At 71.7% G+C, this 25,112-nt stretch carries 18 protein-coding genes; 7 read left to right on the top strand and 11 right to left on the bottom strand.

Going from position 1 to position 25,112, the window contains the following annotated elements:
- Window positions 1-23: 23 nt before the first annotated feature.
- A complete protein-coding gene (locus tag FXF68_RS42150; RefSeq protein ID WP_187437763.1) occupies window positions 24-344 on the bottom strand; it encodes a CU044_2847 family protein in 321 nt (106 codons plus the stop codon).
- Between the two features lie 42 nt (window positions 345-386).
- On the opposite strand from FXF68_RS42150, the gene FXF68_RS06625 reads away from it, so the two are divergent.
- Window positions 387-3,809: an nSTAND1 domain-containing NTPase gene (locus tag FXF68_RS06625; protein WP_187437762.1), complete on the top strand. Its 3,423-nt coding sequence runs from the start codon at window positions 387-389 to the stop codon at window positions 3,807-3,809.
- 123 nt (window positions 3,810-3,932) lie between these two features.
- Window positions 3,933-7,406, top strand: a complete 3,474-nt coding sequence (locus FXF68_RS06620; RefSeq protein ID WP_148757957.1) for a tetratricopeptide repeat protein — start codon at window positions 3,933-3,935, stop codon at window positions 7,404-7,406.
- Window positions 7,407-7,434: 28 nt separating this feature from the next.
- Here FXF68_RS06620 and FXF68_RS06615 read toward each other — a convergent pair whose 3' ends face one another.
- Window positions 7,435-8,067: a DUF4360 domain-containing protein gene (locus FXF68_RS06615; protein WP_148757956.1), complete on the bottom strand. Its 633-nt coding sequence runs from the start codon at window positions 8,065-8,067 to the stop codon at window positions 7,435-7,437.
- A gap of 184 nt (window positions 8,068-8,251) precedes the next feature.
- Between FXF68_RS06615 and FXF68_RS06610 the strand changes: the two genes are divergently transcribed.
- A complete protein-coding gene (locus tag FXF68_RS06610; protein ID WP_148757955.1) occupies window positions 8,252-9,022 on the top strand; it encodes a phosphotransferase in 771 nt (256 codons plus the stop codon).
- A 9-nt stretch (window positions 9,023-9,031) separates the two neighbouring features.
- Here FXF68_RS06610 and FXF68_RS06605 read toward each other — a convergent pair whose 3' ends face one another.
- A complete protein-coding gene (locus tag FXF68_RS06605) occupies window positions 9,032-9,946 on the bottom strand; it encodes a LysR family transcriptional regulator (protein WP_148757954.1) in 915 nt (304 codons plus the stop codon).
- 124 nt (window positions 9,947-10,070) lie between these two features.
- On the opposite strand from FXF68_RS06605, the gene FXF68_RS06600 reads away from it, so the two are divergent.
- Both FXF68_RS06600 and FXF68_RS06595 read left to right on the top strand, forming a co-directional pair.
- Window positions 10,071-10,904 carry an inositol monophosphatase family protein gene (locus tag FXF68_RS06600; protein ID WP_148757953.1) on the top strand — a complete coding sequence of 278 codons (834 nt, stop codon included), beginning with the start codon at window positions 10,071-10,073 and terminating at the stop codon, window positions 10,902-10,904.
- 27 nt (window positions 10,905-10,931) lie between these two features.
- Window positions 10,932-11,900 carry an aldo/keto reductase gene (locus FXF68_RS06595; RefSeq protein WP_148757952.1) on the top strand — a complete coding sequence of 323 codons (969 nt, stop codon included), beginning with the start codon at window positions 10,932-10,934 and terminating at the stop codon, window positions 11,898-11,900.
- A 277-nt stretch (window positions 11,901-12,177) separates the two neighbouring features.
- Here FXF68_RS06595 and FXF68_RS06590 read toward each other — a convergent pair whose 3' ends face one another.
- Window positions 12,178-13,668, bottom strand: a complete 1,491-nt coding sequence (locus tag FXF68_RS06590) for a DHA2 family efflux MFS transporter permease subunit (RefSeq protein WP_148757951.1) — start codon at window positions 13,666-13,668, stop codon at window positions 12,178-12,180.
- A gap of 329 nt (window positions 13,669-13,997) precedes the next feature.
- On the opposite strand from FXF68_RS06590, the gene FXF68_RS06585 reads away from it, so the two are divergent.
- A complete protein-coding gene (locus FXF68_RS06585; protein WP_246178362.1) occupies window positions 13,998-14,639 on the top strand; it encodes a DUF4360 domain-containing protein in 642 nt (213 codons plus the stop codon).
- A gap of 72 nt (window positions 14,640-14,711) precedes the next feature.
- On the opposite strand, the gene FXF68_RS06580 is transcribed toward FXF68_RS06585, so the two are convergent.
- From FXF68_RS06580 to FXF68_RS06555, 6 genes are all read right to left on the bottom strand, one after another.
- On the bottom strand, window positions 14,712-15,902 hold the full coding sequence (locus tag FXF68_RS06580; RefSeq protein ID WP_148757950.1) for a hypothetical protein: 1,191 nt from the start codon (window positions 15,900-15,902) through the stop codon (window positions 14,712-14,714).
- Entirely contained in the window at window positions 15,899-17,215 is a 1,317-nt protein-coding gene (locus FXF68_RS06575) for a hypothetical protein (protein WP_148757949.1), read from the bottom strand. Before FXF68_RS06575 ends, FXF68_RS06580 begins: the two co-directional genes overlap by 4 nt.
- A gap of 71 nt (window positions 17,216-17,286) precedes the next feature.
- On the bottom strand, window positions 17,287-18,291 hold the full coding sequence (locus tag FXF68_RS06570; protein ID WP_148757948.1) for a bile acid:sodium symporter family protein: 1,005 nt from the start codon (window positions 18,289-18,291) through the stop codon (window positions 17,287-17,289).
- 54 nt (window positions 18,292-18,345) lie between these two features.
- Entirely contained in the window at window positions 18,346-19,218 is an 873-nt protein-coding gene (locus FXF68_RS06565; RefSeq protein ID WP_222869817.1) for an isocitrate lyase/PEP mutase family protein, read from the bottom strand.
- A gap of 387 nt (window positions 19,219-19,605) precedes the next feature.
- Window positions 19,606-21,270, bottom strand: coding sequence for a hypothetical protein (locus tag FXF68_RS06560; RefSeq protein WP_148757947.1), 1,665 nt, complete (start codon window positions 21,268-21,270; stop codon window positions 19,606-19,608).
- 216 nt (window positions 21,271-21,486) lie between these two features.
- Window positions 21,487-22,485 (bottom strand): helix-turn-helix transcriptional regulator, encoded by a 999-nt coding sequence (locus FXF68_RS06555; RefSeq protein ID WP_187437761.1) that lies wholly within the window; start codon window positions 22,483-22,485, stop codon window positions 21,487-21,489.
- 332 nt (window positions 22,486-22,817) lie between these two features.
- Here FXF68_RS06555 and FXF68_RS06550 point away from each other — a divergent pair, with 332 nt between their 5' ends.
- The gene (locus tag FXF68_RS06550; RefSeq protein ID WP_148757945.1) at window positions 22,818-24,185 is read left to right on the top strand and encodes a carbohydrate-binding protein; all 1,368 of its coding nucleotides are present in this window, start codon (window positions 22,818-22,820) and stop codon (window positions 24,183-24,185) included.
- A gap of 133 nt (window positions 24,186-24,318) precedes the next feature.
- Here FXF68_RS06550 and FXF68_RS06545 read toward each other — a convergent pair whose 3' ends face one another.
- Window positions 24,319-25,101 (bottom strand): maleylpyruvate isomerase family mycothiol-dependent enzyme, encoded by a 783-nt coding sequence (locus FXF68_RS06545; protein ID WP_148757944.1) that lies wholly within the window; start codon window positions 25,099-25,101, stop codon window positions 24,319-24,321.
- Window positions 25,102-25,112 lie beyond the last annotated feature (11 nt).

The following is a 25,112-nucleotide window of genomic DNA, read 5'->3' as shown; positions in this document are numbered from 1 at the left end:
GGCCGATCAGGGCGCGGACCGAATCAGGCCGAGCCGGACCATTCGGCGGTCACCTGGAAATGCGCCTCGGACGTCGTCTTCGCGATCATCAAGTCCGCCTGACCGGACACCTTGATGCCGAAAGTGATTTCCACTCTGCCGGGCGGATCCTGGACGGCGCGCAGCTTGCGGGCGATGCTTTCGACCGCCGGGGTGATTCCGTCGAGCGCGTCCTGCAACGTCGCGCCCGCCTGCTCCGCCACCCGGCTCGCGCGGCCGACCGGCCTGATCTCCTCGCGTTCGGACGGGCCGACTTCGACGACCAGCCGGCCGCCGCCTTCCAAAGGGATCTCCAGAGGGGTCACGTCCCGCAGCGTACGCCATTCCGACCATTTATCGTTGCTCGTGTGCAGACGACCGTGCCGAAGCGATCCGTCGCGAGAATCCTCGACGCGGACGGGACGCCGGCCGGAGCCGGATTCCCGGTCAATGACCGCTACGTGATCACCGCCGCCCATGTCGTGAACGGCGCGGCCGGGGTTCCGTTCGAGTCGCACGCCAGGCCCGGGGGCCGCTTTCGGGTCGAGTTCCTCGGCCGCGACGCGCTGCAAGCCGAGGTCGCCGTCTGGAACCCGCGGTTGGACGTCGCGGTCCTGAAACTCGTCCAGGCCGCGCCGCCGGAAATACGGGTCGCGCCCCTGGTCGACAAGGCCGCCTTCGACGAGCGCGTGGCCATGCTCGGCTTCCCCGACGGGAAGGACCGGGGCGTCTGGAGCGTCGGGGTGCTCCGCGGCCCGCAGGCGGACGGCTGGCTCCAGGTCGACGTCGAGGACGGCAGCCAGTTCACCATCGAGGGCGGATTCTCCGGCACCCCGGTCTGGCACATCGGACGCGGCGACGTGGTGGGCATGGTGGTCGCCGCCTGGTCCGGGTCGCGCGTGCGCAGCGGATACGTCGTGCCGACCGCGACGTTGCTGGAGGCGTGGCCGGAGCTGCGGGAGGCCGTCCGTCCGCCGTCGCCGTTCCGGGGGCTGATGCCGTTCGAGGCGGAGCACGCGGCCTCGTTCTTCGGCCGGTCCGACGAGGTCGAGCGCATCGCGCGGCTCGTCGCCGAGCGGCCGGTGGTGACGGTCACCGGGCCGTCCGGCGTCGGGAAGTCGTCGATCGTCCAGGCGGGCGTCGCGCCGAAGGTGCGCGCGGACGGCCGGACGGCGGTCGTCGTGTTCCGGCCGGGCCAGGGCCGGACGCCGCTGCACGCGCTCGCGCAGGCCCTCCTCCCCGGACGGTCCCATCCGGCCGAACGGCTCGACCAGGTCGACGCGCTGGCCACCCATCTGGAACGCGGCGGCATGCCGGAGTTCCTGACGACTGTGCTCGCTCACCTGGAGGCGAACCGCCTGGTCCTGGCCGTCGACCAGTTCGAGGAGGTGCTGAACGCGCCCGAGGAGGAGCGCGGCGCGTTCGCGAAGGCCCTCGCCTACGCCGACCGGCCCGGATCGCCGCTCGCACTGCTGCTGACGCTGCGGGCCGACTACCTCGCACCGGTGCTGCACGACCCGCACCTGGCCGCGTTCGTCGCCGGGGACCGGACGATCACCGTGGGCGAGCTGTCCTCGGCGGGCCTGCGCGCCGCGATCACCGAGCCGATCCGCCGCACGCCCCTCGTCGAGTACGAGCCCGGACTCGTCGACACCCTGCTGCGCGACCTCGGGGTGGGCCCGGGGCGCCTCCCCCTGCTCCAGTTCACCCTCGCGCAACTGTGGGACCTCCAGTCCGGGGGCCTGCTCACCCACGACGCCTACGCGGCGATCGGCGGCGTCAGCAAGGGGCTCGACCGGTTCGCCGAACGCCTGTGGGGCGAGCTGACCCCGGCCGAGCAGCGGTCCGCCGAACGCCTCCTCATCCAGCTGATCAGGCCCGACCCCGACCGGCAGGAGATCACCCGGCGGACCGCGCCGCGCGACCAGCTCGCCCCCGAGCAGTGGCGCGTGGCGCAGCGGTTGGCGGTGTCGCGGCTGGTCGTCCTGCCGGAGGACGGGCAGAGCGCGGAGCTCGTCCACGAGGCGCTGGTGACGCACTGGCGGCGGCTCGGCGAGATCGGCGGCGGGGCGCGCGAGTTCCGGCTCTGGCAGGAGGCGCTCCGCCAGCGCATCGCGCTGTGGCGGCGGCACGGACGGCCCGCCTCGCGGCTGCTCTCGCGGGCCGACCTCACCGACGCGCTGCGGCAGGAGCGGCGGCGTCCCGACGACCTCAGCCCGGACGAGCACGCCTACATCAGGGCGAGCGTGCGGCGGCGGTGGGCCGTGCGGCGGCGGCTCGCCGGGGCGATGGCGGTCGTCACCGGCGCCGCCCTCATCATCTGGATCCCGGTCAGCCGCGGCCTGACCGACAATGCCGCGCAGACCCTTCTCGAACGCGCCAAGCAGCAGCAGAACTCCGATCCGTACGGGGCCGCGCATCTCACGCTCCGCGCCTACCGGACGCGCGCCAACGGCGACACCCGCAAGGCCGTTCACCGCCTTTACCGGGACACCGTCCAGCTCACCCAGATAATCCCCGACACGTCGACCGGCTGGATCAATCTCAAAGGACAGGGCCAAACCGGGGGAGACCTCTCCGGAAAGGTCAGCGCCGACGGACGGACGCTGGTCACCCGCTCCCCTGACAACAAGGCCCTGGCCTGGCGCATTGCGAACGGGCGTGCGACCCCGACGACCCTGTCCGACGAGGGCGGCACCATCGCGGGCAACGTCACGGTCAGCGCAGACGGCCGCTACGCCGCCGCGACCTACCTCGCCTCCATCAAGGACTCGGATTCGGGCCGGTGCGTCGTCAAGGCCGACATGGAGGCGTTCAAGACCGAAAGGTTCTGCCTGGTCGTCACCGATCTCGCTCGCAACAAGACGAGAATGGCCGTCCTCTTCCCCAAGGGCAGCCGGGCCACGCACCTTTCCCTGGACCCGACCGGGCGGACGCTCGCCGCAGCCGTCATGACCAAGGACCAGTTGACCTTGCGGCGGTGGGACGTCCGCGAGAAGAAGGCGCTGCCGTCCGGCCCGCTGCCGGTCACCTCGCGCGACGTGGTCTCGCTGTTCCGCCTCACCCCGGCCGGGCTCGTCATCAACTTTCTGGAGTTTCCGGACGGCACCGGCGGCGGCGACCAGCGGGCGCTCGGCAACAAGCTGGTGCTCATCCCGCCGGACGGCTCGTCCCGCGTCCTCGAAGACGCGCTGACCAGCGCGAAGCTGGCGACCAGCGCGGACGGACGGCGGCTCGCGGCGGTCGTGGAGATCGGCAGGGTGACGCTGTTCGACGTCTGGGACATGACCACCGGCCGCATGATCACCCGGCTCAGGGACGTGGGCGTCGCGGAGGCGGTCGGCGCGCTGGCGTTCGACCCGGCCGGGACCGTCCTGCACGACACCTGGTGGCGGCTCATCCCGCCGACCGGATCGTCCCTCAAGGAGACCGACGAGTTCCTCAAGGAGACGAGCGTCCTGCCCGTCACCCGCTGGTCGCTCGCCGACGGGAAACGCCTCGACCCGCTCAGCGTCCCGAACGCGTGGCAGACGCTCCTCCCGCTGGGCGGCGACGGGTTCGCGCTGATCGACGGCGACCAGATCGGCCTGCTGCTGCCGACGCCGGGGAACCCCACGTCCGGGCAGCTCGCGGCGATGGCTCGGCAGACCAAGGACCTGGTCCTCTCCGGGTCCAAGGCCGACGCCGGGCGGGAGGTGGCGCACCTGTGCCGCCTCTACGGGAACATGCCCGAGTCGACCACCCTCAAGAAGCTCGTCCCGGCCGGAGCCCACAAGGGAAAGGTCTGCTGAGAGCCCGGCGCGCGGGCAGGCCACATCAGGCCGTCGCGGCGGACGCGAACCGGGTTCGCCGGCGACGGCATCGCGGGCATCCTTCTCGAAACGGGACGGGCGGGCCCGGGAAGGTGGGGCGCCATGCGGCGCTGGCTGTCCGGCGGGGTGCTGGTGCTCGCCGTCGGCGCGCTGGTCGGGCTGACCTACGCCGAGAAGCTCCCGGCGCTGGCCGGGTACCCGCTCGCGGTGGTGGTCGTCGGGCTGCTCGGCGCGGTGTTGAAGGACGTCCTGGTGGACGTCCTCAAGAGCGGCTCGCAGGAGCGGCGCGCCGCCGGTCGCGCGCGGCGCGAGGCGCTGTGGACGCACGCGCTGCACTCCACCCCCAAGGGCGTCCTGCCGAGGGTGCGCGACTACCCGGACCCGGCGCGGCTCGACGCGCGCGGGCGGGCCGGGGGACGGGCCGCCGCCTACGTCCCGCGCGACGTGGACGCCGACGTCGAGCGCGTCCTCCGCGACGGGCGGATGGGGCTGCTCACCGGCCCGTCCGCCGCCGGGAAGACGCGCGCGGCGTTCGAGGCGATCCGCCGCCTGGACCGGCGCGGGCCGCTGCGCCTGCTCGTCCCCGTCCGGCCGGGGTCGCTGACGGAGCTGGCGGAGGCGGGCGTCCGGCTGTCGGACACGGTCATCTGGCTGGACGACCTGGAGACCTACCTCGGACGCGGCGGCCTCGACCGCGCCACGCTGGACAGGCTGACGAACCCGGCGGACGGCGACTCGCGCGTCCTGGTGGTCGCGACGATGCGGGCCCAGGCGCGCCGGGCGCTGGAGGAGGCGCCGGGCTCGCTGCCCCCGGAGGTCCGGCAGGCGCTGAGCGCGTTCGTCCAGGTCCGGGTGCGCCGCGAGCTGACCGGGGCCGAGCGCGCGAACGCGGAGGGGCTGCGCGGGGACGAGCGCATCGCCGCCGCCCTGGACGCGGCGGGCGACCGGGCCGTCCGGCTGGCCGAGTACCTGGCGGGCGGCACGGCGGCGCTGGACCGCTGGCAGCGGGGTCGCGACGGGGAGCACCCCCTCGGCGCGGCGGTCGTCTCGGCGGCCGTGCACGCGCGGGCCGCCGGTCATCTCGGGGCGTTCGGCGAGGCGTCGCTCCGGGCGCTGTCCGAGCATTTCGTCCCGGCGGAGGACGCGCGGCCGGACGAGTCCGGCTTCGCCGACGCGCTGGAGTGGGCGACGACCCGCGAGGACGACGTCGCCGCCTGCCTCAACCGCGTCGACGACGGCCTCTACCAGCCCTTCGACTACCTCGTCGACCAGGTCCAAGCGGCCGACGAGGACATGCCCGCGCCGGTCTGGGACGCGGTGTGCGACCTGCTCACCCCCGAGGACGCGCTGCCGTTCGCGGGCGCGGCGCGCCGGGCGGGCCGGCTGCCCGTCGCCGAACGCGCACTGCGCGCCGCGCTCGACGCCCGGCCCGGCCGGGGCGAGCTGCTGTGCCCGCTCGGGTCGCTGCTCTGGGACGACGAGCGCGTCTCCGAGGCCGAGCCGCTGTTCCGCCGCGCCTGCGACGCCGGGGACGGGGACGGCGCCAACAGCCTCGGCCTGCTGCACGCGCTGCGCGGCGACACCGGCGAGGCGGAGCGGCTCTACCGGCTGGGCGTCGCGCGCGGCAGCGTGGAGGCGCGGAACAACCTCGGCATGCTGCTCGCCGACCGGGACGAGGCCGAGGTGCTGTTCCGCCGCGCCGCCGCCGAGGAGGTGGCGGAGGCGATGAACAACCTCGCGCTGCTGCTCGCCGAGACGAACCGGCGGGAGGAGGCCGAGACCTGGTTCGGGAACGCCATCGCCGCCGGTCTACCGGCCGCGATCGTCAACCTCGGCGTCCTGCTGATGGAGGACGGACGCTACGAGGAGGCGTCCGCCCGGTTCTGGGAGGTGGCCGAGGCGATGCCCGCCGCGCTGAACGACCTCGGCGTCCTCCGCGCCCACCTGGGCGAGTCGTTCTGGGCGGAGGAGGCCCTCAAACCGGCGGTCGCCGCCGGGCTCCGGGAGGCCGCGCGCAACCTGGAGCGGCTGCGGACGCGGGAGGGCGGCGAGCCGGACGAGATCGTCCTCTGCGGGACGGCGGTCCGGGCGGTGCCGGGCGGCGGGCGCGTGCCGATCCCGATGCCGTCGGCGCGGGCGGCGCGGCTCGACCGGGCGCGGCCGGGCCCGTCCAGCTCGCGGACGGAGAGCACGTGGGAGCGCGGCGAGGTCGGCGTCTTCCGCAACCTGGCCGGGGACGACGTCCGCGAGCTGTCGTGGCTGAGCCCGTCCATGTTCTGGCACCGGCGCAACGAGACGATCGCGAAGGTGTTCGGCGACCCGTCCAACGGGCTGCGCCGCAGGTGGGTGGCGGAGCAGCGGGAGCGGGGGGCCGTGCCGGACACGATGATCGTCCATGATCGGGAGGCCGGCAGCTTTCTGCTGCTCGGCAGCACGGGCGGCGGCGGGGCCGGGCAGTACGCCGTCGTGCCCGGCCTGCTCAAGACCGGCGCGGACACCGACTTCATGATCATCTGCGGGGACGTGCTGCTGCCCGCGGGCGCGCTGCACGCCGCCGGCCCCGGCTTCTTCCGGCCCTACCGGGGCTATCCGGCGCCGATCTACGCGGTGCCCGGCAACCACGACTGGTACGACGGGCTCAACGGCTTCATGCGGATCTTCTGCGGGGCCGATCCGCTGCCCGCGGCGGGGACGCCGTCCGGGCTGCGCGGCCTGCTGTGGCGGCGCGCGACGGTCGCCGACGAGGACGCGCTGGCCGCCGCCCGCCAGCTGCGGGGCGCGTCCCGGCAGCGGGCGCGGCAGCCGGGACCGTACTGGGCGATCGACACCCCGTCCCTGCGGATCATCGGGATCGACACCGGCATCGGCGGGATCGTCGACCGCGACCAGGCCGAGTGGCTCCGCCGGGTGTCGGCGGGGGACAAGCCGAAGCTCCTGGTCAGCCACCACGCGATCTACGGGAACGACAGGTACCGGCCGGTGCGGATCGAGGGCGGGGGGACGGTCGACGAGATCGTCCGCGACCCGGCCCGCACCTTCGTCGCGGCGGTCGGCGGGAGCATCCACAATTACCAGCGCTATCCGGTGCGCGTGGGCGACCGCACCATCCAGTACATCGTCTCGGGCGGCGGGGGAGCGCTGACCGTCCCCACGCACACCATTCGCCGGACGACGGTCGTGGACGAAGAGGCATTCCGCTGCTATCCGCTCCGCGAAGACTCCATGGCGTTCTTCAGCCGCGCGCTCCCTTTCCGCCGGACCGGTGGCCCGGCGATCCCCGCCGCCCAGGCGGGCGTCTATCTCTCGCGCAAACTCCGGACGCCGCTGCGCTGGTGGAGCATGGACGCGCCCGAACCCGGGCTCGGCATGCGCGTGACCGCGAACCTGCTGTCCAGGCGGATCGCGATGCGCTACCTCGTCGACCGCGTGCCGCGCGACCGCCCGCCTTTGTTCAAGAGCTTCCTGCGGGTGGACGTCTCCCCGGACCGGCTCCGCATCCGCTGCTTCGCCGCGACCGGATACCGCGAACAGGAGATCAACCCGCCCCTCGAAGACGAGGTCACCATTCCCCTCTGATGCCTTTCGCCGCCGTGGCGGCGAGTCGTCATATTGATGCCGGGCAGCGTTTCCAGGCGAAGTGGTAGACGGTCTTGCCGTCCGTCTCAATGAAATTCGTCTTGGCCGGGTCAGAGTCGCCCAGGTCGGCCTGCAACTCGGCGCGGAAGTTCAGGTTGCGCTGCTCGCCGCAGGGGGTGAAGACGGGCTCGGACTCGCTGATCTCGAATTGCCAGGGGCCGGAGTACGGGCCGCGGAGCGTCCTGGTCGCCGGCTTGGGCGCCGTCGTCCCCTGGAAGTAGACGCTCGAACTCAGGGTGGCGGAGGCGCCGGGCTCCAGGTGCGCGTCGCCGCTGTAGTCCGTCTGCCGCACCGCGTACGTGTATCCCTGGGGAACGTGGACCTTCATGCTGAGCTGGCACGGTTTCCGGGAGCCCGCCGGGGACGAGGCGCCGCCCGCCTCGGCCCGCGTGGGCTCCGTCGACAGGTGGACGCGGAAATCCTCGCTGTCATTGAGGATGCCGACGGCCCCGGTCCCGCGCGGGCAGCCGGAGCCGTTGACGGTCGCTATCTCGATGGTGACGCCGCCGGGCGGCGGATCCGCGGCCGCCGGGGGCGCGGACGCGAGGACGGGCACGGTGAGAGCGGCGGCGCCGAGCGCCGCGAGCGCCTTGTCGTTCATCGGCGGGAGCCTTTCGGGCGGGGAGCTCGCCGTAACATTAATTTTGCAGTCAGAATGTGTCAATATTAATTCGTTCGGCTTTTTTCAACATTCAACTTCGCTGTGTGTGACGGGTCGCCATAATTCCGTTGTCGTGTCGAGAACGGTCGGTCACACTGGGTCCGTGAACGGGTCGGGAGGCTCCATGGACGAAGAACAGCGGTTGCCGGGCGGCAGGCATGTCGGCGGTGTGCGGATCGGCGACACGGTGCATCGTCCGGCCAATCCCTGGACGCCCGCCGTGCACGCCGTCCTGCGCTACCTGGAGACCGCCGGATTCGCGGGCGCGCCCCGAGTGCTGGGATTCGACGAGCGGGGGCGCGAAGTCCTGACGTTCCTGCACGGCGACACCATCGGGGAACGGCATCCCTGGCCCGCGTGGCCCCATTCCGACCAGGCATTGCGCCAGGCGGCGGAGTGGATGCGCCGACTGCACGACACCACGGCCGGCTTCGTCCCGCCGGACGGCGCGACCTGGCTCGCGGGGCAGTCGTGGCGTCCCGGACTGATCATCGGCCATCACGACGCGTCGCCCTACAACGCGGTCTGGGACGAGGAACGCGGCCTGGTCGGGTTCGTCGACTGGGACACCGCCGGGCCGTCCTCGCGCGAATTCGACCTCGCCCACCTGGCGCTGACCTGGGTTCCGCTCCAGGCCAGGCACGTCGCGGCCTTCCAGGGGTTCACCGAGTTCGAGGACCGGTCGCGCCGCCTGCACCTCCTGCTGGACGCCTACGGCTACGACGGCGACCGCGCCGCGTTCGCCGACGCCGTCACCGGCCGGGCCCGCCGCCAGGCCGCCGTCATCCGTCACATGGCGGCGGCCGGGCAGGCGAACCTGCTGCCGTTCGCCGACGACCTGGAAAAGGCCGCCGCCGAAATCGACACCCTTCCCGCCTCGTTCTGGCGTGGCTGAAAGGCGGCCTCAGGCCCGTCCCGCGCCCTGCTCGTAAAAGGCGAGCGCCTCGCGAACGCGGTCGCGCAGCCAGATGTGCGGCCGGTCGTTCTCGTGGCGCTGGTGCCACGCCATGATGATCGGGACGGGCGGCAGCTCGAACGGCAGCGGCCGGGTGCGGAGCCCGAGCCTGGCCAGCAGCGGGCGGCACATGTGCTCGGGCACCGCGACGACCAGCTCGCTCTCCGCCACCAGGTACAGCGCGGCCGTGCTCGTCGGCACCGAGGCCACGACGCGGCGGCGCAGCCCGAGGGCGTCGAGGGACGTGTCGATCGGGTCGCGGAGCCGTCCGCGCCGCGACACGATGACGTGGTCGGCCGCGGCCAAACGCGCCGCGGTCAGACCGTCCTCGGCGCACGGATGGCCGGGACGGGCCGCCGCGACGAGCCGGTCGTGCCCGACCGTCATGTGGTTGACCTCCGGCGCGTCCGGCTCGGTGGAGCCGATCTCCAGGTCGACGCGGCCGTGCCGCAGCTCGTCGGTGTCGCCGCTCGCCTCGGCGAGGAGCCTGATCGCGACGCCGGGGGCCTCGTCCCGGACGGTCGCGAGCAGCGCGGGCGCGATCGCCGTCGTGATCGCCTCGTGCCCGCGCACCGAGAACGCCCGGTCGAGGTTCGCCAGGTCGAGGTGGTGTTCGGGGCGCAGCACCCCGCGCGCCCGCTGGACGAGCTCGTGCACCTCCCCGCGGATCTCCAGCGCGTACGGCGTCGGGATCATCGAGCGCCCGGCCCGGACGAGGATCTGGTCGCCGGTGGCGCGCCGGATCCGGCCGAGCGTCCGGCTGACGGCCGGGGCGGACAGGTTCAGCCGCTCGGCCGCGCCCGCGACGCTGTTCTCCTCCAGCAGTGCGTCCAGCGCGACCAGCAGGTTCAGGTCCAAGTGCACGAGAGTAAATGTAGCCCTAGCAAAGATGCACTGGCCTTAATCATCACCCACTCCTAGCGTCGAAGACAGGCCGATCGGGCGTTCGCCGCACCGATCGAGCCGTCCATCTACGAGAGGAGTCACGATGTCCCTGCAGTCGGACGCTCACGTCACCGACCCGTCTTCGACCGGCGACGAAGCGCTGGCGGCGCAGGTCGCCGAGGTCGTGCGGGCGGCGGGCGCGCGCATGGCCGAGCGGTTCTCGACCGCGCCGCGCTTCACCGGACGCGATGAGGTCGTCGCCGCGATCCACGCCAACGACGCCGCTTCGCTGGAGATCCTCAAACCGGAGCTGACGCGGCTCCGCCCCGGCGCGGGCTGGGTCGACGACGAGCTGGAGAGCGGCGCGCTCCCGGACGGCGAATGGTGGGTGACCGACCCGGTCGAGGGCAACGTCAACCACGTCCACGGCATGCCGGACTGGGGCGTCACGGCGACGCTCGTCCGCGACAACGAGCCCGTCCTCGCCGCCGTGCGCCTTCCGCTCGCCGACGACACCTACACGGCGGTCCGGTCGGGCGGCGCGTTCCTGAACGGGACGCGGCTGCGTCCCTCCCCGAAGGCCGGGCTCGACGCCGCGCTCGTCGGCACCGGGCAGGCCGCGCCGGGCGAGTCGGCGGAGACGTTCGCCCGCATCGGGGCGTCGGTGACCGCGATGCTCGACGCCGCGCTGGTGATCCGGGTGTCGGTGCCCGCGACGCTCCAGCTCGTCCAGGTCGCCGCCGGGCGGATGGACGTGTTCTGGCAGTTCAGCCAGGTCCGGTCCGGCCTGCTCGCGGGCGCGCTGCTCGTCGCGGAGGCGGGCGGCGCCGTCACCGACACGCGCGGGCGGCCGTGGGGCCTCGGCAGCGCGGACTTCCTCGCCGCCGCCCCCGGGGTGCACGCCGCCGCCGTCCAGACCCTTTCGACCATCGCCTGAAACCGTCCTCAGAGAAAGGCGTTCGACATGCGCAAGGTTCCGCTCGGTGCGTCCGGCATCGAGATCAGCGAATTCGTCTTCGGCGCGGGCTCCATCGGCGGGGTCGGCGCCTCCGCGAGCACGCGCGGGTTCGGGCTGAGCGCCGAGGAGGCGTTCGAGCGGCTGGACGAGGCGTGGGAGCTCGGCATCAACATGATCGACACATCCGACTCCTACGGCGGCGGCGAGAGCGAGCGGGTCGTCGGGCGCTGGCTGCGCGACCGGCGGCCCGCGGACGCGGTCGTCGCGACGAAGGTCGGCCTGGTCAGCAGGCCGGACGGCTCCCGCGGCCGGGACCTGTCGGCCGGGCACGTCCGGCGGCGGCTGGCGCGCAGCGTCGAACGCCTCGGCCGGGTCGACCTGTACCTTTCGCACGTCCAGGATCCGGCGACGCCGATCGAGGAGACCCTCACCGCCTTCTCCGCCGCGCAGGACGCGGGGACGATCGGCGCCTACGGCGTCAGCAACGTCGACCGCGCGAAGCTGGAGGAGATCCTGACCACGGCGGACGCGCGGGGGCTGCACCGTCCCGTCACCGTCGAGAACCGCCTGAACCTCCTAGACCGCACTGACGAACTCGAATTGCTGCCCCTGGTGACGGGCGAGGGCCTCGGATACACGCCGTTCTCACCGCTCGCGGGCGGGGTGCTCTCCGAGCGGTATCTGGACGGGGCGCCACCGGAGGCGGATAGCCGCATCGCCGTGGCGGGCGACCTCTACTACAAGGGCTTCTATTTGCCGGAGAATCTGGAAAGGGTCGCCGCGCTGCGCGATTTCGCGCGGGAGCTTTCCGCGACCGTTTCGGGGCTGGCGCTGGCCTGGCTCCGCGACCATCCGGCGGTCAGCGCGCCGATCGTCGCGCCGCGCACGTCCGCCCAGTGGGACGCCGTCCGGGAGGCCATGGACATCCGGCTGGACGAGAAAGACCACACCCGTATCTCGGACATTTTCCACTGAACGCGAAAAGCGCGAGGCCGGACGTCCGCACCGGCCCGCCGATCGGGCTTGAGCTGGTCGGACCCACTCGTCCGACGCCCGGCTGCTCGCCATCGGCGAGGCCGCCGAGCGGGCGCTGCCGCCGCCGCCCGCACGCCCGCTCTGAGGAGGTGAACCGCACCGTAAGGCCGATTGAGAACCCGAACGAAAATGCCACGGTCCATACGAAAAGCGCGGCGGCTGGCGTTGATGCGCCTCGACCGGCCGGGAACGTCCGACGCCGTCGAGCCCAGGTGCTTCACCGCGAGCCGTCGGCGCCGCTCGCCGCGACGGGACGCTCGGACGTGCGCGTGCACGGATGCTGGCAGGCGTGGTTGACGCCCGGCAGCGGGTGGGCCTCGACCGGCGCGGCGGTCCGCACGGTGGCGAGCGCGATGAGACCCCCGAGGACGGCGACCCCGGCGGCGATGTACATGGCGCGGGGGAAGCCGGGGCCGAGGGGCTGGCCCGCTCCCGCGTTCAGCCCGGCGGCGAGCGGCAGGACCGCGACCGCGAGCAGCCCGGCCATCCGGGAGATCGCGTTGTTGACGCCGGAGGCGACCCCGACGTGCCGCTCGGCCACGGACGCGAGCACCGTCGTGGTCAGCGGCGCCACCGTGATCGACAGCCCGATCCCGAACACGACCACCGCGGGGAGCACCGCCTCGGGGTAGCCCGCGCCGGGGACGATGCGCGCCATCAGCGCGAGGCCCGCCCCGGCCACCAGCGGACCGGCCGTCATCGGCAGCCGGGGGCCGGTCCGCTGGGCCACCGCGCCCATCCGCGGGGACGCCAGCAGCATGATCACGGTGGTCGGCAGGGTCGCGAGCCCGGCGTCCAGCGCCGAGTAGCCGAGGCTCTGCTGGAGTTGCAGGGCGAGCAGGAACAGCGCCCCGCCCATCGCCGCGTACACGGCGAGGGTGGTGAGGTTGGCGCCGGTGAACTGCCGGGAGCGGAACAGCCCCGGCGGCAGCAGCGGCGCCGCCGCCCGCGCCTCGACCAGCGGGAACGCGACCAGCGCCGCGATCCCCACGACGGCCGCGCCGACCGTCGTCGGACGCCAGCCGCGGCTCGGCCCCTCGATCAGCGCGTAGATCACCCCGGCCAGGCCGAGCGTCACCAGGACCGCGCCGACCGCGTCGAACCGGCCGCTCTCCCGGCTGGTCGGGTCGCTGCTCTCGGCCAGGTGCCGCGTCATGACCAGCGCGACGCCCGCCAGCGGCAGGTTGATGAAGAACACCCAGCGCCAGGAGACGGCGTCCACCAGCCAGCCGCCGATGAACGGGCCCAGCGCCGAGGTCACCCCGGACATGCCCGCCCAGATGCCGACCGCGCGGCCGCGGTCCTCCTCGCGGATCCCGGCGTCGATCAGCGCCAGGCTGCCCGGCACCAGCGCCGCCGCGCCCACTCCCTGCACCAGCCGGGCGATGATCAGCGTGCCGCCGCTGGGCGCGAGCCCGCAGCCGAGCGAGGCCAGGGTGAACAGCACCAGCCCGCCGGTGAACACGCGGCGGCGGCCGTAGCGGTCGCCGGCCGCGCCGCCCGCCAGGAGCAGCGCGCTCAGCGTCAGCAGGTAGCCGTCCAGGACCCACTGCTGCTCGGCCAGCCCGCCGCCGAGCTCGCGGCCGATCGCGGGCAGCGCGACGTTGACGACGGTGCTGTCCAGGAACGCGATGCCCGAGCCCAGCACCGTGACCGCCAGCAGCCAGCGCGCCCCCGTCGAACCCAGCGGCAGTCGATCGGTCGGCATCTTCGTTCCCCCGGATGCCCGAACACTCTCCGTAGTGCCGTTCCCGTCTGGGCCTACCCGGCTGGGACGGCGCAAACCGATCGGCCCGCCCTGGAACGCGGCACGCTCCGGAGTTTCTGTTTCAAGTGTCGCGGCGACTTCTCGCCTGTCAATTTCACTCCGCTTCAAAAGAGTTGAAAACCGACGATTGACGCTTGTCGGCTCCCTGGTTAACCTCCATTCGGATCCTGGATCTGCGTCAATTGGAGGGTGCCCCGGTGAATGTGTAATTCCATGGACACGCTCCTTTAGCCCGTGTAACCCCCTCGCCCCTCTGAAGGAGAACGACCGTGCGTAAAGTAGTGACCGCATCGGCGGCATGCCTCTCGGCCCTGGCGCTGACCACGGGCATGGCCCAGGCCGCGGTGAACGACCCGCCGCCTCCCGGCCGGATCACCCTGGACGTCCTCACGGTCAACGGCTCGGGCTGCAAGGCCGGCACCGCCGCCGTGGCATCGGCGGCCGACAACACGGCCTTCACCGTCACCTACAGTGACTACCTGGCCCAGGCCGGCGGCAAGTCCAACCCGACCGACCTGCGCAAGAACTGCCAGCTCAGCCTCGCGGTGCACATCCCGCAGGGCTTCACCTACGCGATCGCCAGCGCCGACTACCGCGGCTACGCCAACCTGGCCGACGGCGCCTCCGGCCTGGAGCGCGCGAGCTACTACCACCAGGGCCAGGCCCAGACCACGCCGGTCAGCCACACCATCAAGGGCAAGTACGCCGACAACTGGCAGTTCACCGACAGCACACCGGTGGGCGCCCTCGTCTGGAAGCCCTGCGGTGAGGACCGCAACTTCAACATCAACACCGAGCTGCGGGTCGACAAGGGAACGTCCGACCCGAACACCACGAGCTTCATCTCGTTCGACTCCGCCGACGGCGGCGTTAAGACGATCTACCACTTCGCTTGGAAGAAGTGCCCCTGACCCCGTGATGACCGGGCCGCGCTCACGTCCAGCCAGGACGCGGGCGCGGCCCCGTCTTTTCCACGCGTCCTTTCAGGAATGCTCGGCCGAGAGCGCCCGCGCGATCTCCCTCGCCGCCGCGTAGGCGCCGCGCAGGGCCTTGTCGCCGCTGAGCGGTTCGCGCTCGTCGGACTCCTCGTAGGTCACGCGGGCGAGCACGTCGCCGTCCCGGAAGATGACCGTGCCGGGCACCAGGCCGGGGACCTGCGCCGCGAACGCCTCGTCGCCGAGGCCGGGCACGGGGTGGAAGTACTTCCGGTCGCGGACGCTCAGCGTCTCCTCCGCACGCGCGTCGACGTGCCGGATCGCGTACTCGCGGGCGGCGAGGCGCGTCCCGTCGAACGGTCCCGCGCCGGGGACGACCGCGACCGCGACCTGGAGGTCGAAGTCCGGCGTCCGCCAGGAGCAGCCGCGCTGCCTCGCCCCTTCGGCGACGAGGCCGGTCTGCCGCGACTCGGAGCCCTCGGCGGCGCCGTCGCGCCCGACCAGGTCGCGCAGCGTCCGCTCGGACAGCGCGGCGCACAGGTCGGGGATCGTCCGCGACGGCGCGGGCCGCGCGGCGGGCGCGACCGCCGGACGGGCGGGACCACGCGCGCCGAGCCCGGTCACGACCTCGGCGGCGGCGGTGAACGCGCCGTCCCGGGCCGCCGCCTCCGGCATCGGCAAACGGCTGGCGCTGTACTGGACGACGACCTTCGCGTTCCCCACCCGCGTCACGACCGTCGCGCCGCTGGACGGCGAGACCTGGAGGACCGCCTCGTCGCCCAAGCCCGACACCCCTTGGACGGTGACGTCCGACCACCGGGCGCCGAACGACTTCATCGCCGCCGACAGCGGCGCCCGCCCGGTCGCGAGGAAATTCGGGTACGCGGTCGCGCCGGTGTCGAGGGACAGCTCAAAGCTGATCGACAGGTACCGTCCGGACCTGTCGTCCCCGTTCCGCGACGACCACGCGCACACTCCCCGGCCGCCGTCCTTGACCACGCGCGGCTCGCCCACCAGGCGTTCGACGGTGGCGGGCGAGATCGCGCAGCCCTTCGGGAACGTCCGGACGACCGGCCCGGACGGCACGCGGTCGGGCCCGGACGGCGGGTCGGGCAGCCGGTCGAGCGGCCCCGGCGTCGGGATCACCCAGATCAGGGCGATGCTGAGCACCAGCGTCACGATGGAGGCGAAGACGACGGCGCCGGTCGCGTCGGCCGTCCGCGCGGGCGAGTCCGTCATCGCAACGACCTCTCCACCGCGACGGCGACCGTGTAGGCGCTGTCGACCAGCCGTTTCCCGGTGAGGGGCACGTCCTCGTCGGCGCCCCGGTAGGCGACCTCCACCAGCACGTTGCGTTTCTGGAAGATCACCAGGCCGACCTCGCCCTCCGACGCGCTCCGCTGGACCTTGGTGACCGCGAAGGCGCGCTCGCCCGGCCCGGTCAGCGGTGTGAAACCGGTGAAAGCGTCAGTTCCGGGCGACTTCCCGGCGCGCTGGTTCTGGTAGACGCCGAGGAACTGGCGCGTCGCGGTGAAGGTCCCGAGGCCGGGCAGCCGCTCGTCGGCGACGGCGAGCGAGATGGTGAGCGTGCGCGTCCGGCCCTCGCCCGAGTAGCGGGACGTCCGCGCGTTCCACGCGCAGGCGTCGACCGACATCCCGGCCGGGGCCGCCATCGTCAGGAGGGTCGCGCTTCCCCGCCGCCGGTACGCGCCGCGCGCGACCTTGCCGACGGTGGGGTCCGTGACCGTGTCGCACGGTTTGGGGACCGTGCGGAGCGGCGGCGTGACCGGGTTCTTCACCGGGCTCAGCACCGGTCGCGCCGCGGTGTCCATGCTCTTCGCCGTCTCGGCCGCCGCGGCGAGGGCGCCGTCCAGCGCGGTCTTCTCCGGGATCGTCCGCCGCCGTCCGCGCACGTCGTCCCACCCCTTGTAGCGGACGGACACGACGGCGTTGCCCACCCGGAACCCGACGACCGCGCCCTCGGTCTCGATCTCCGCCGAGTAGCGGGCGGTGGCCTCCTCGCCGAGCCCCTCGACGAGCGCGGGCGGGTCGGGGTTCGCCGCCCGGTTCGGCTCGGCCGGGGTCAGCGCCTGCATCGCCTCGGTGATCGGCGCCTGGAGGCGTCCGGTCGACAGCGTGATGTCGACGTAGAGGACGCGCTCGTTGCGGAAGTCGCCCACGCAGAACCCGCACTTGGCCTTGCCGTCGTCCAGGGAGTACCACATGCAGCTCCCCGGCCCGCCCTGCCTGAAGACGTTGCCCTTCTCGGCGTCGCGGTCGGCGCCGGGCGCGAGCCTCGCGGCGGTCGCGGCGGACACCCCGCAGTTGCGGGGGAGCTTCGTGACGACCCGTCCGGCGGGGACGCGGTCGGGGCCGCCGGGCGCCGTGAGCAGGGGGCCGTCGGAGATGCCTTCGGGGGCGCGGTCCCGCGAGGCGGCGACGGCGACGGCGACCGAGACGGCCAGGACGAGCGCGATCGTCCCGGCCGCCGCTTGCCGCCCGCGGCCCGTCCACCATCGGGGAGCGGGCCCGGGCGGTCCGGAATCGGACACACGGACTCCAGAGGGGGTTGCGACTGGTGCTGATCCTCTTGGACTCCGCGAGTGGAACGAAGGTTCCGGGATCAGGCGGCGGCGGGCGCGGGCTCCGCGGCCTCGGGCGCCGCAGCGAAGCGCTGCGCGAGCCACGAGCAGACGAGCAGCTGGAGCTGGTGGTAGAGCATCAGGGGCAGCACGACGGTGCTGATGCCGGCGTCCGCGAACAGCACGGTCGCCATCGGCAGCCCGCTGGCCAGGCTCTTCTGGGAACCGCAGAAGAGCATCGTGACGTGGTCGGGCCGGGAGAAGCCGCCGACCCGGGAGATGAGCGCGGTGAGCGCGAGCGCGACGGCCAGCAGCGCGGCGATGACCATTGTCAGGACGCCGATCTCGGTGGCCGCGAGCCCGTCCCAGACGTTGTTGACGACGCCGCGACTGAAAGCGGTGTAGACCATTAGAAGGATCACCGCGCGGTCATAACGGGAAAGGGCGCGGCGGCGCGCCCGGACGGCATCGCCGATCCACCGCTGCGCGGCCTGCCCGAGCAGGAACGGAAGCAGCAGCCGGAGCGCGATGTCGCGGACGGATTCGAGCGAGACCCCGCCGTCCCCGGCCGAGATCAGCACCGTCGCCAGCAGCGGGGTGATCACGACCCCGAGCAGGTTGGAGAGCGAGGCGCTGCAGATCGCGCCCGCCTCGTTGCCGCGGCCGATCGACGTGAGCGTGATCGACGACTGCACCGTGGACGGCAGCACGCACAGGAACACGACGCCCTGGTAGAGGGGCTCGCTGAGGAGGTCCGGCACGAGCGGCAGGCAGAAGAGCGCCAGCGCCGGGAAGAGCAGGAAGGTGATCGCGGAGATCGCCGTGTGCAGCCGCCAGTGGCCGAGCCCGCGCAGCGTCTCGGCGGTGCGCAGCCGGGCGCCGTACAGGAAGAACAGCAGCGTGATCGCGACCGTTCCGGCATGGTCGAGGACCGTGGCGAAACCGCCGTAGGCCGGGAACATCGCGGCGATTCCCACGGAGCAGAGAATCGCCGCGATGTATGGGTCGATGTGCAGCCGCGCCAATGTCGCGGAGATGATGCGCATTGCCTTTCTCTGCTCCTTGTGGCGGGGCCGCCGTATCGCTTTTCCGGACGGAGGTCAGGCGAGCGAGTCGGTTAGTGCCCGTCCCTTCTTGGGGTGGTTGCGGCTGATGTTGCGTTCGAGCAGGTCGAGCGACTCCTTCACCCCGACGCTGCCCTCGGTGTGCTCGGGCAGCCGGCCGTCGTCGCGCTTGAGGCCGACGACCGCGTCCTCCATCGCGCTCTGCGCCGCGAACAGGCACGGGGTGCTGTAGATCGCGACCTTCACGCCGAGATCGCTCAGCTCCGGGAGGGAGACGCGCGGCGACTTGCCGCCCGCGATCTGGTTGAACAGCAGCGGCTTGTCGCCGATCACCTCGCGGACCTGGCGGATCCGCTCGATGCTCCGGACGCCGTCGACGAGGATGACGTCGGCGTCCGTGTCCGCCAGCGCCTTCGCCCGCAGGAGGATCTCCTCCTCGTCGGTGGCGTCGGTACGCGCGACGACGACGAGGTCGGTGCGCGTCTCGAGCACCATTTCGAGCTTGGTGAGGTAGTCGTCCAGGGGCAGGATGCGCTTTCCGTCGACGTGTCCGCAGCGCCGCGGCCGCTGCTGGTCCTCCAGGATCACGCCGGAGGCGCCTATCATTTCCAGTTGCTCGACCACGTGGCAGGCGACCTCCGGGTCCACGTAGCCGTCGTCGATGTCCACGAGCAGGTGCCGTCCGGGAAAGGCGAGCCGCAGCCGCTGCACGAACGCCACCATGTCGGGCCAGGCGATGAAGCCGATGTCGGGCAGGCCGTAGTACGACGCCGCGAACCCGAATCCCGACACGAACATGCCGTTGAAGTGCCTTGCGGCGACGGAGGCGGAGAACATGTCGAACACCCCGATCAACGGGGTGGTGCCGTCGGACATGATCTCTCGTCGTAGCTCGTCTCCGTAGTTCACCTATCACTCCTCTCATCTCGTTGGGTGAAGCGACTTGTCCCACTGGGGCGGAATGCCGCCCCAGTGGGCAATGGACGCGCCAGTCGCTGTACCGCGTCACGGACAGTTACGCATCCATGAAGTCGGGAGGGAGTAAAGGAAGATTCTGGTGAACGCAAAAACAGATCCGGTTGGGCGGGTTTGTACTTCGATATCCCGACTTGTATTCATGCCCTTTACATAGATCTTTTGGGAATGGCGGGCGGGTCGACCGGTTCGCTTCGGAGGCCGTACGCAAAAGAAATTCAGCTTTTGGCGCCGGGTGCGCGAACGCCTCCCGACCCGGAGCGGCGCGGCCGGTGGATCCCGGTCCGCCGTCCCGGTCGGGAGGCGCTCAGGTGAGGACGGTCAGCTCAGGCCGTAAGCCCTCGTAACGGTCTGGTCGACGGAGTTCCCGGAACTGTCGGACGCCTGGAATCGCAGTGCCACATAGCCATTGTTGACGGCGGGGTGGCTGACGTTGGCGGTCCAGCGGTCGGTGCCGTTGGGGGTGAGCGTGAGGGTCGTCCAGGTGGCCCCGTCGTTGAAGGACGCCTTCAACGAGATCGTGGCCACGGCCGTCCCGCCGGGCGGGCGCTGGACTCTCACGTCCAGCGGGAAGGTCGTGCCGGACGGCGCGCGCCCGCTGGTGTCGAAATTGCCGCCGATGCGCGGCTGGAGCACATTGTGCTGGTCGACGAACGGATCGGTGGAACCCTCAGCGGACGAGAACTTCCAACTGGCGTTGACCTTGGTGGCGTACTTCGACCAGCCGACCGTGCGCTGCGCCGCCAGGTCGAGCCGGTAATTGGCGGCCTGCGGGGGCACGGTCCAATTGTTGCCCAGCGGATTGGTGCTGGTCCCGACCTGCACGCCATTGCGGTAGAGGGTGAGAGAGCCGGTGGTGCCGGTCGAGGACTGCCCGCCCAGGTTCTCGTGGTCCGGTATGGAGGTGTCGGCCAGCAGCGGCGCGGTGACGAACAGTCCCTGCCCGTGCCCGACCTTCAGGGTCGGCCCGAACGCCGCCTTGTTCCAGTTCTCGGAATAGGTGCTCCCGGCGGTGTACGTGCGCGAGGCGAAATCGTTCTCGGCCACCTGCTGGCCGAGCGTGTAGATGTAGTTGCTCCTCCAGTGCACGCCGGCCGCCGTGTAGTAGACGCGCTGGGTACTGGGTGCGTTGGCGGGGTGGGTGAGCCCCAGGACCCTGCCGCCGACGCCGTCGAAGTCGATGACCGAGGTGTGCGGGCCGGGGCTGGTGGACGCCACTCCCTGCGACCCGTACGTCGTGTTCACCAGGGCAAGACTCGCCGGCGTGGCCGTGAACGTCAGCGTCGAGGGGATCTGGCCGCTCGTCGGGAACGCCAGGTTGTAGGCGCGCGGCGAGGGGAGTGTGGTCAGCGGCTCGACCTGGCTCTCCACGTACACGAAGTGGTACGGACGAGTGGTGCTCGCGGACGGCCACGCGTAGAGCGGGACACTGGCGCTGCCCCTGAGCGTCGTGGAGATCTCCTGCCCGGCGATGGTGTCCACGATCTGGGCGTAGCTGTCGACCTCGGTCGCGGTCGTGGACGGGCTGACCGCCTTGACCTCGGCGGCCGTCCGCGCGTCCAGGGTGATGTCGGTGTCGCCGCCGACGGTCAGCGTCGGGTTTCCGTAGAGCGTCAGGTTGTCGGGGGCCCACGGGTCGCCCGTGACGATGATCCCGGTCAGACTGTATTCGCCGTCCGGCACGCTGCCCGTAAGGGTGTCGCCGGAGACGTTGAGCGGATATTCGGTGCCGGTCGTGGTGTCGATGATGGTAGCGACCGGCGCCACCTGCGTGCCGTTCCTGTCGATGCCGTGAATCGTCACGGAATGGTCCACGAGCGCCGCCCCGCGCGCGGGCGCCTTGGTCTTGCCGTGGCCGAGCCGGACGAAGGGCCCCGCGGCGTCGCGTGGCTTCCCGCCCTGGTCGGCGGCGTCGGCCGCCTGAACGGGAACGAGCAACGCGGCGAGCGCGGTCATGCTGATCAGGGCTGTTCTCCAGCGCCTCACCTGAAGTCCCTCCTGTGCGGTGACAGAGGTCGGAGAGTGGGCGCAGAACCGGGACGCGGAGACCCTCTCGGGGAGAATCGCCGCTGCGGGGAGTTCCGTCCCTTCGATTACGTGATCATCTTACACATGATCTTCAATTTCCGGTGAAAGTGACGATTGAACTGCGAAGACAATGGCCGTTCCGATTGCGATAGGGGGAGGTAGGGGTGGGCCCGGTCAGACCAGCCCGCGCCGCGCGGCGTGGACTCCCGCCTGGAACCGGGTCCGCGCGTTGAGCGTGCGCAGCAGGCGGGCCACGTGGCGGCTGACCGTCCGCGCGCCCATTCCGGTGTGCCGGGCGACGGCCTCGTCCTTGAGCCCGGCGGCGAGCAGGGAGAGCAGGTGCCGGTCGACGTCCGACAGGCGGGGCCAGACGTCCTGCGGGCCCGAGTCGTCGTCGGCGTGCAACGGCGTGGCCTGTTCCCAGCAGGCGTTGAACACGCTGATGAGAATGTCGAGAAGCGTCGACGGGCGGATCAGCGCGGTCACTCCGGGTTCGTCGCCGCGGAGCGGCATCAGCGCCAGTTCGTCGTCGACGATGACGAGCTTGGTCGGCGGGTTCTCCAGGATGCGGGCGCGTTCGCCGATGCCGCAGTCGTGCCGCGCCATTTCCAGCCGCTCCGGGATCGCGAGCGCTTCCGGAGTGTAGATGACGCGATACTCTATGCCGTTCGCGAGCCGTTCCCGCTCGATTTCGTTCGGCACTCCTGGATCGACCGCGTAGGGCGGTTTGTCGATCGCCTTGATCTGCTTGACCGCGCCGCGCTGCACCTGTTCCCAGCGCTGCGACACCGCCTCCAACCCGTCGATGATCTCCACGAGTTTCTCCGGGTTGCTGCGCTGTTCGATGGCCAGCAGGTCGCCGCTGAGCCGTTTCGCCTCGATGCGCGCGCGGATGAACTCCGTTTCGCGCTTGCGTATCAGCGTCTCGACGACGGCGTCCGGCGGGAAGGGGAAGTAGGCGGGGTCGGGGGAGACGTCGACGTCGACCATGCCGAGGGCCTCCAGATCCATGAGGATTCCGGCGAGCCGGGAGCGTGGTTGTTCCGTCAGTCCCGCCAGCTCACTCAATGTGCTGCCGGGGTGGTAGAGCAACGTGGTGTAAATGGACTGTTGCAGAGCGGTGACGCCCAGAGCCGCGAATGGATTCTCGCTGGTAGCGATGCCGGGGAGCATGGACCGGATTATGTAGTAACGGCGTAAGGCCGCCAAGTCTTCGCAGCTCATCTGGTCTCAAACCGGCCAAGTACGCCGAGGACGAGCGCCGTGATCCGCAAGATCTACCGGTGCGGACGGCGCCGGCCGACGCATCTTTCGTGACCGGCGCCGCCCGCGCACTCACCAGAGCCGAACGATTTTGCGCCCGTCCCGCGGGGCTCGGCAAGTGGGTGCGATGGCGAGTTTTGGACAGCGGCGACAACTCGCCAGAACGCGGTCCAGGAAAGGTCTTCTCAGCCTATGCGAATGCATCTACCTTTACCGCACCCCCCACCCCGAGGAGAGAGATCATGTCTCACAGACGCGGCATGCGCGTCGCGGTGCTGACCGCCGGTGCGCTCTGCCTGGCCGGCTCCCAGGGCATCGCGACCGCGCAGGCGAAGCCGGCGGCGCCGGCCCAGTCGCCGTACTCCGCGGCCACGGTCGCGGACGTGTCGCCCACCGTGCTGGCGGCGATGCAGCGCGACCTCGGCCTCACCGCGGCCGAGGCGAAGAGCGCCCTGGTCAACCAGTTCGACAACGGCGTGACCGCCGGCAAGCTGCGCCTCAAGCTCGCCGGCAGCTACGCGGGAAGCTGGGTCTCCGGCAAGACCGGTGCAACGCTCCATGTCGCCACAACGGACCGTTCCGCCGTGGCGGCCATCACCGCCCAGGGCGCCCAGGCGACGGTCGTCGGCCACAGCTTCGCCGACCTGGAAGCCGCCAAGGCCAAGCTGGATCGTGCCAGCCGGCGCGGCGTGAAGTCGCACGCACCGGTCTGGTACGTGGACGTGCAGACCAACAAGGTCGTCCTGCTGAGCGCCACGCCCGCGAAGGCCCTCGCCTTCGCGAAGTCCGCCGGGCTCAGCGCCGACACCGTCACGGTCAAGCGCTCGAACATCAAGCCGCGCACGTTCTACGACCTGCGCGGCGGCGACGCCTACTACATGAACGGCTCCGGCCGGTGCTCGATCGGCTTCCCGGTCAAGCGCGGGACGCAGTCGGGCTTCGCCAGCGCCGGGCACTGCGGCCGTCCGGGCACCACGACCAGCGGCTACAACCAGGTCCAGCAGGGCAGCTTCCAGGGGTCCACGTTCCCCGGCAACGACTACTCGTGGGTCGCGACGAACAGCAACTGGACCCCGACCGCGAAGGTGAACGGCTACGGATCCGTCGCGGACCGGGACGTCACCGGCTCGACGGTCTCCCAGCCGGGCACGCAGGTGTGCCGCTCCGGTTCCACGACCGGCTGGCACTGCGGGAGCATCCAGGCGCTCAACACCAGCGTCACCTACCAGGAGGGCACCGTCTACGGGGTGACCCAGACGAACGTGTGCGCCGAGCCCGGCGACTCGGGCGGCTCGTTCATCTCCGGCACCCAGGCGCAGGGCGTGACCTCCGGCGGCTCCGGCAACTGCAGCAGCGGCGGCACGACCTACTTCCAGCCGATCAACCCGGCGCTGTCGGCGTACGGCCTCACCCTCTACACCGGCGGCAGCGGCGGCGACCCCGGTGACCCGGGCGACCCGGACCCGTCCGGCACCTGGGCCGCGGGCACCGTCTACAAGGCGGGCGACACCGTCACCTACAACGGCTCCAGCTACCGGTGCCTGCAGGGCCACCAGGCCCAGCCCGGCTGGACCCCGGCGGCCGTTCCGGCGCTGTGGCAGAAGGTCTGACAGCAGAAGACCCGATAACGGGGGCCACCGTCCGGCACCCGTGAACGGCGCTCCCTGACCGCGGCGCCGTTTCTCCCAGGGCCTTCCCCCAGTGGCCACACTGGGGGAAGGCCGCTCCCATTTCCCGGCGTTCCTATTCGGCTTCGAGCCAGAATCCGGCCCGTTCCCGCCACAGGTCGAGGAGTTCCTCGTCGCCGACGACGTCCACGCGGTCGCGGAGACCGGGACGCCGGTAGACGAAAAGGAGCAGGTCCGTCAGGGCGCCGCGCACGGCGACCGCGGACTTCTCGTGGGCGCGCCGCCAGGTCGCCGGTTCCGTGCTCAGGTCGACGACCCATTCGGCCGGCTCGTCCGAGTCGGTCGCGTGGAAATGCAGCGTCCGGCCGGGGCCGATGAGGCCGGGTTCGGAGGTGGCCTCCTCGTACACCGAGTAGCCCATCCATTCGTCGAGCGCGTCGACGGCGAGATCGGCGGCGAGCGTGAACTCCGTGCCGATCGTCAGCGCGACGTCGGCCCGGTGGACGACGGTCTCATAGAGCATCCGCCGCGCCCAGAACCCGGCGGAATGATCTTCCGAGGGGGACCACACGGGCGTTTCGGGCTCGGCGTCGCGGAGCGCGTCCGCCAATTCGGCCGCGCCTTCGGCGAGCCAGCCGTCCAGCGTCTCAAGATCTGTTTCGCGGTATCGCGCGAGGTCGTTCACGATTTCGTCCGGGACGGGCCCGGTGGCGCGGGTCCGGACGACCTCCGCCGCCCAATGATGATCACCGCCGATGTGCCCGAGCAACTGCCCGAGATTCCAGCCCGGACAGGACGGCACGTCGGCGCGCGGGTCGGCGCCCCTCACCATTTCCCGAACCGCGTCCGTCTGCGCGACGAGCTCGTCGCGATAACGCTCGAAACCCACCCCGGTCATGGAGGCACCAT

The organism is Actinomadura decatromicini (assembly GCF_008121305.1).
Lineage (GTDB): Bacteria > Actinomycetota > Actinomycetes > Streptosporangiales > Streptosporangiaceae > Spirillospora > Spirillospora syzygii.
The sequence above is the reverse complement of the archived record's forward strand: the minus strand, read 5'-3'. Positions and strand labels throughout refer to the sequence as shown.

Excerpts from the sequence above, each read along its gene's own strand:
- FXF68_RS06620 (WP_148757957.1), top strand. The coding sequence starts at position 3,933 with ATGCGGCGCTGGCTGTCCGGCGGGGTGCTGGTGCTCGCCGTCGGCGCG.
- FXF68_RS06615 (WP_148757956.1), bottom strand. The coding sequence starts at position 8,067 with ATGAACGACAAGGCGCTCGCGGCGCTCGGCGCCGCCGCTCTCACCGTG.
- FXF68_RS06610 (WP_148757955.1), top strand. The coding sequence starts at position 8,252 with ATGGACGAAGAACAGCGGTTGCCGGGCGGCAGGCATGTCGGCGGTGTG.
- FXF68_RS06600 (WP_148757953.1), top strand. The coding sequence starts at position 10,071 with ATGTCCCTGCAGTCGGACGCTCACGTCACCGACCCGTCTTCGACCGGC.
- FXF68_RS06595 (WP_148757952.1), top strand. The coding sequence starts at position 10,932 with ATGCGCAAGGTTCCGCTCGGTGCGTCCGGCATCGAGATCAGCGAATTC.
- FXF68_RS06590 (WP_148757951.1), bottom strand. The coding sequence starts at position 13,668 with ATGCCGACCGATCGACTGCCGCTGGGTTCGACGGGGGCGCGCTGGCTG.
- FXF68_RS06580 (WP_148757950.1), bottom strand. The coding sequence starts at position 15,902 with ATGACGGACTCGCCCGCGCGGACGGCCGACGCGACCGGCGCCGTCGTC.
- FXF68_RS06570 (WP_148757948.1), bottom strand. The coding sequence starts at position 18,291 with ATGCGCATCATCTCCGCGACATTGGCGCGGCTGCACATCGACCCATAC.
- FXF68_RS06555 (WP_187437761.1), bottom strand. The coding sequence starts at position 22,485 with ATGCTCCCCGGCATCGCTACCAGCGAGAATCCATTCGCGGCTCTGGGC.
- FXF68_RS06550 (WP_148757945.1), top strand. The coding sequence starts at position 22,818 with ATGTCTCACAGACGCGGCATGCGCGTCGCGGTGCTGACCGCCGGTGCG.
- FXF68_RS06545 (WP_148757944.1), bottom strand. The coding sequence starts at position 25,101 with ATGACCGGGGTGGGTTTCGAGCGTTATCGCGACGAGCTCGTCGCGCAG.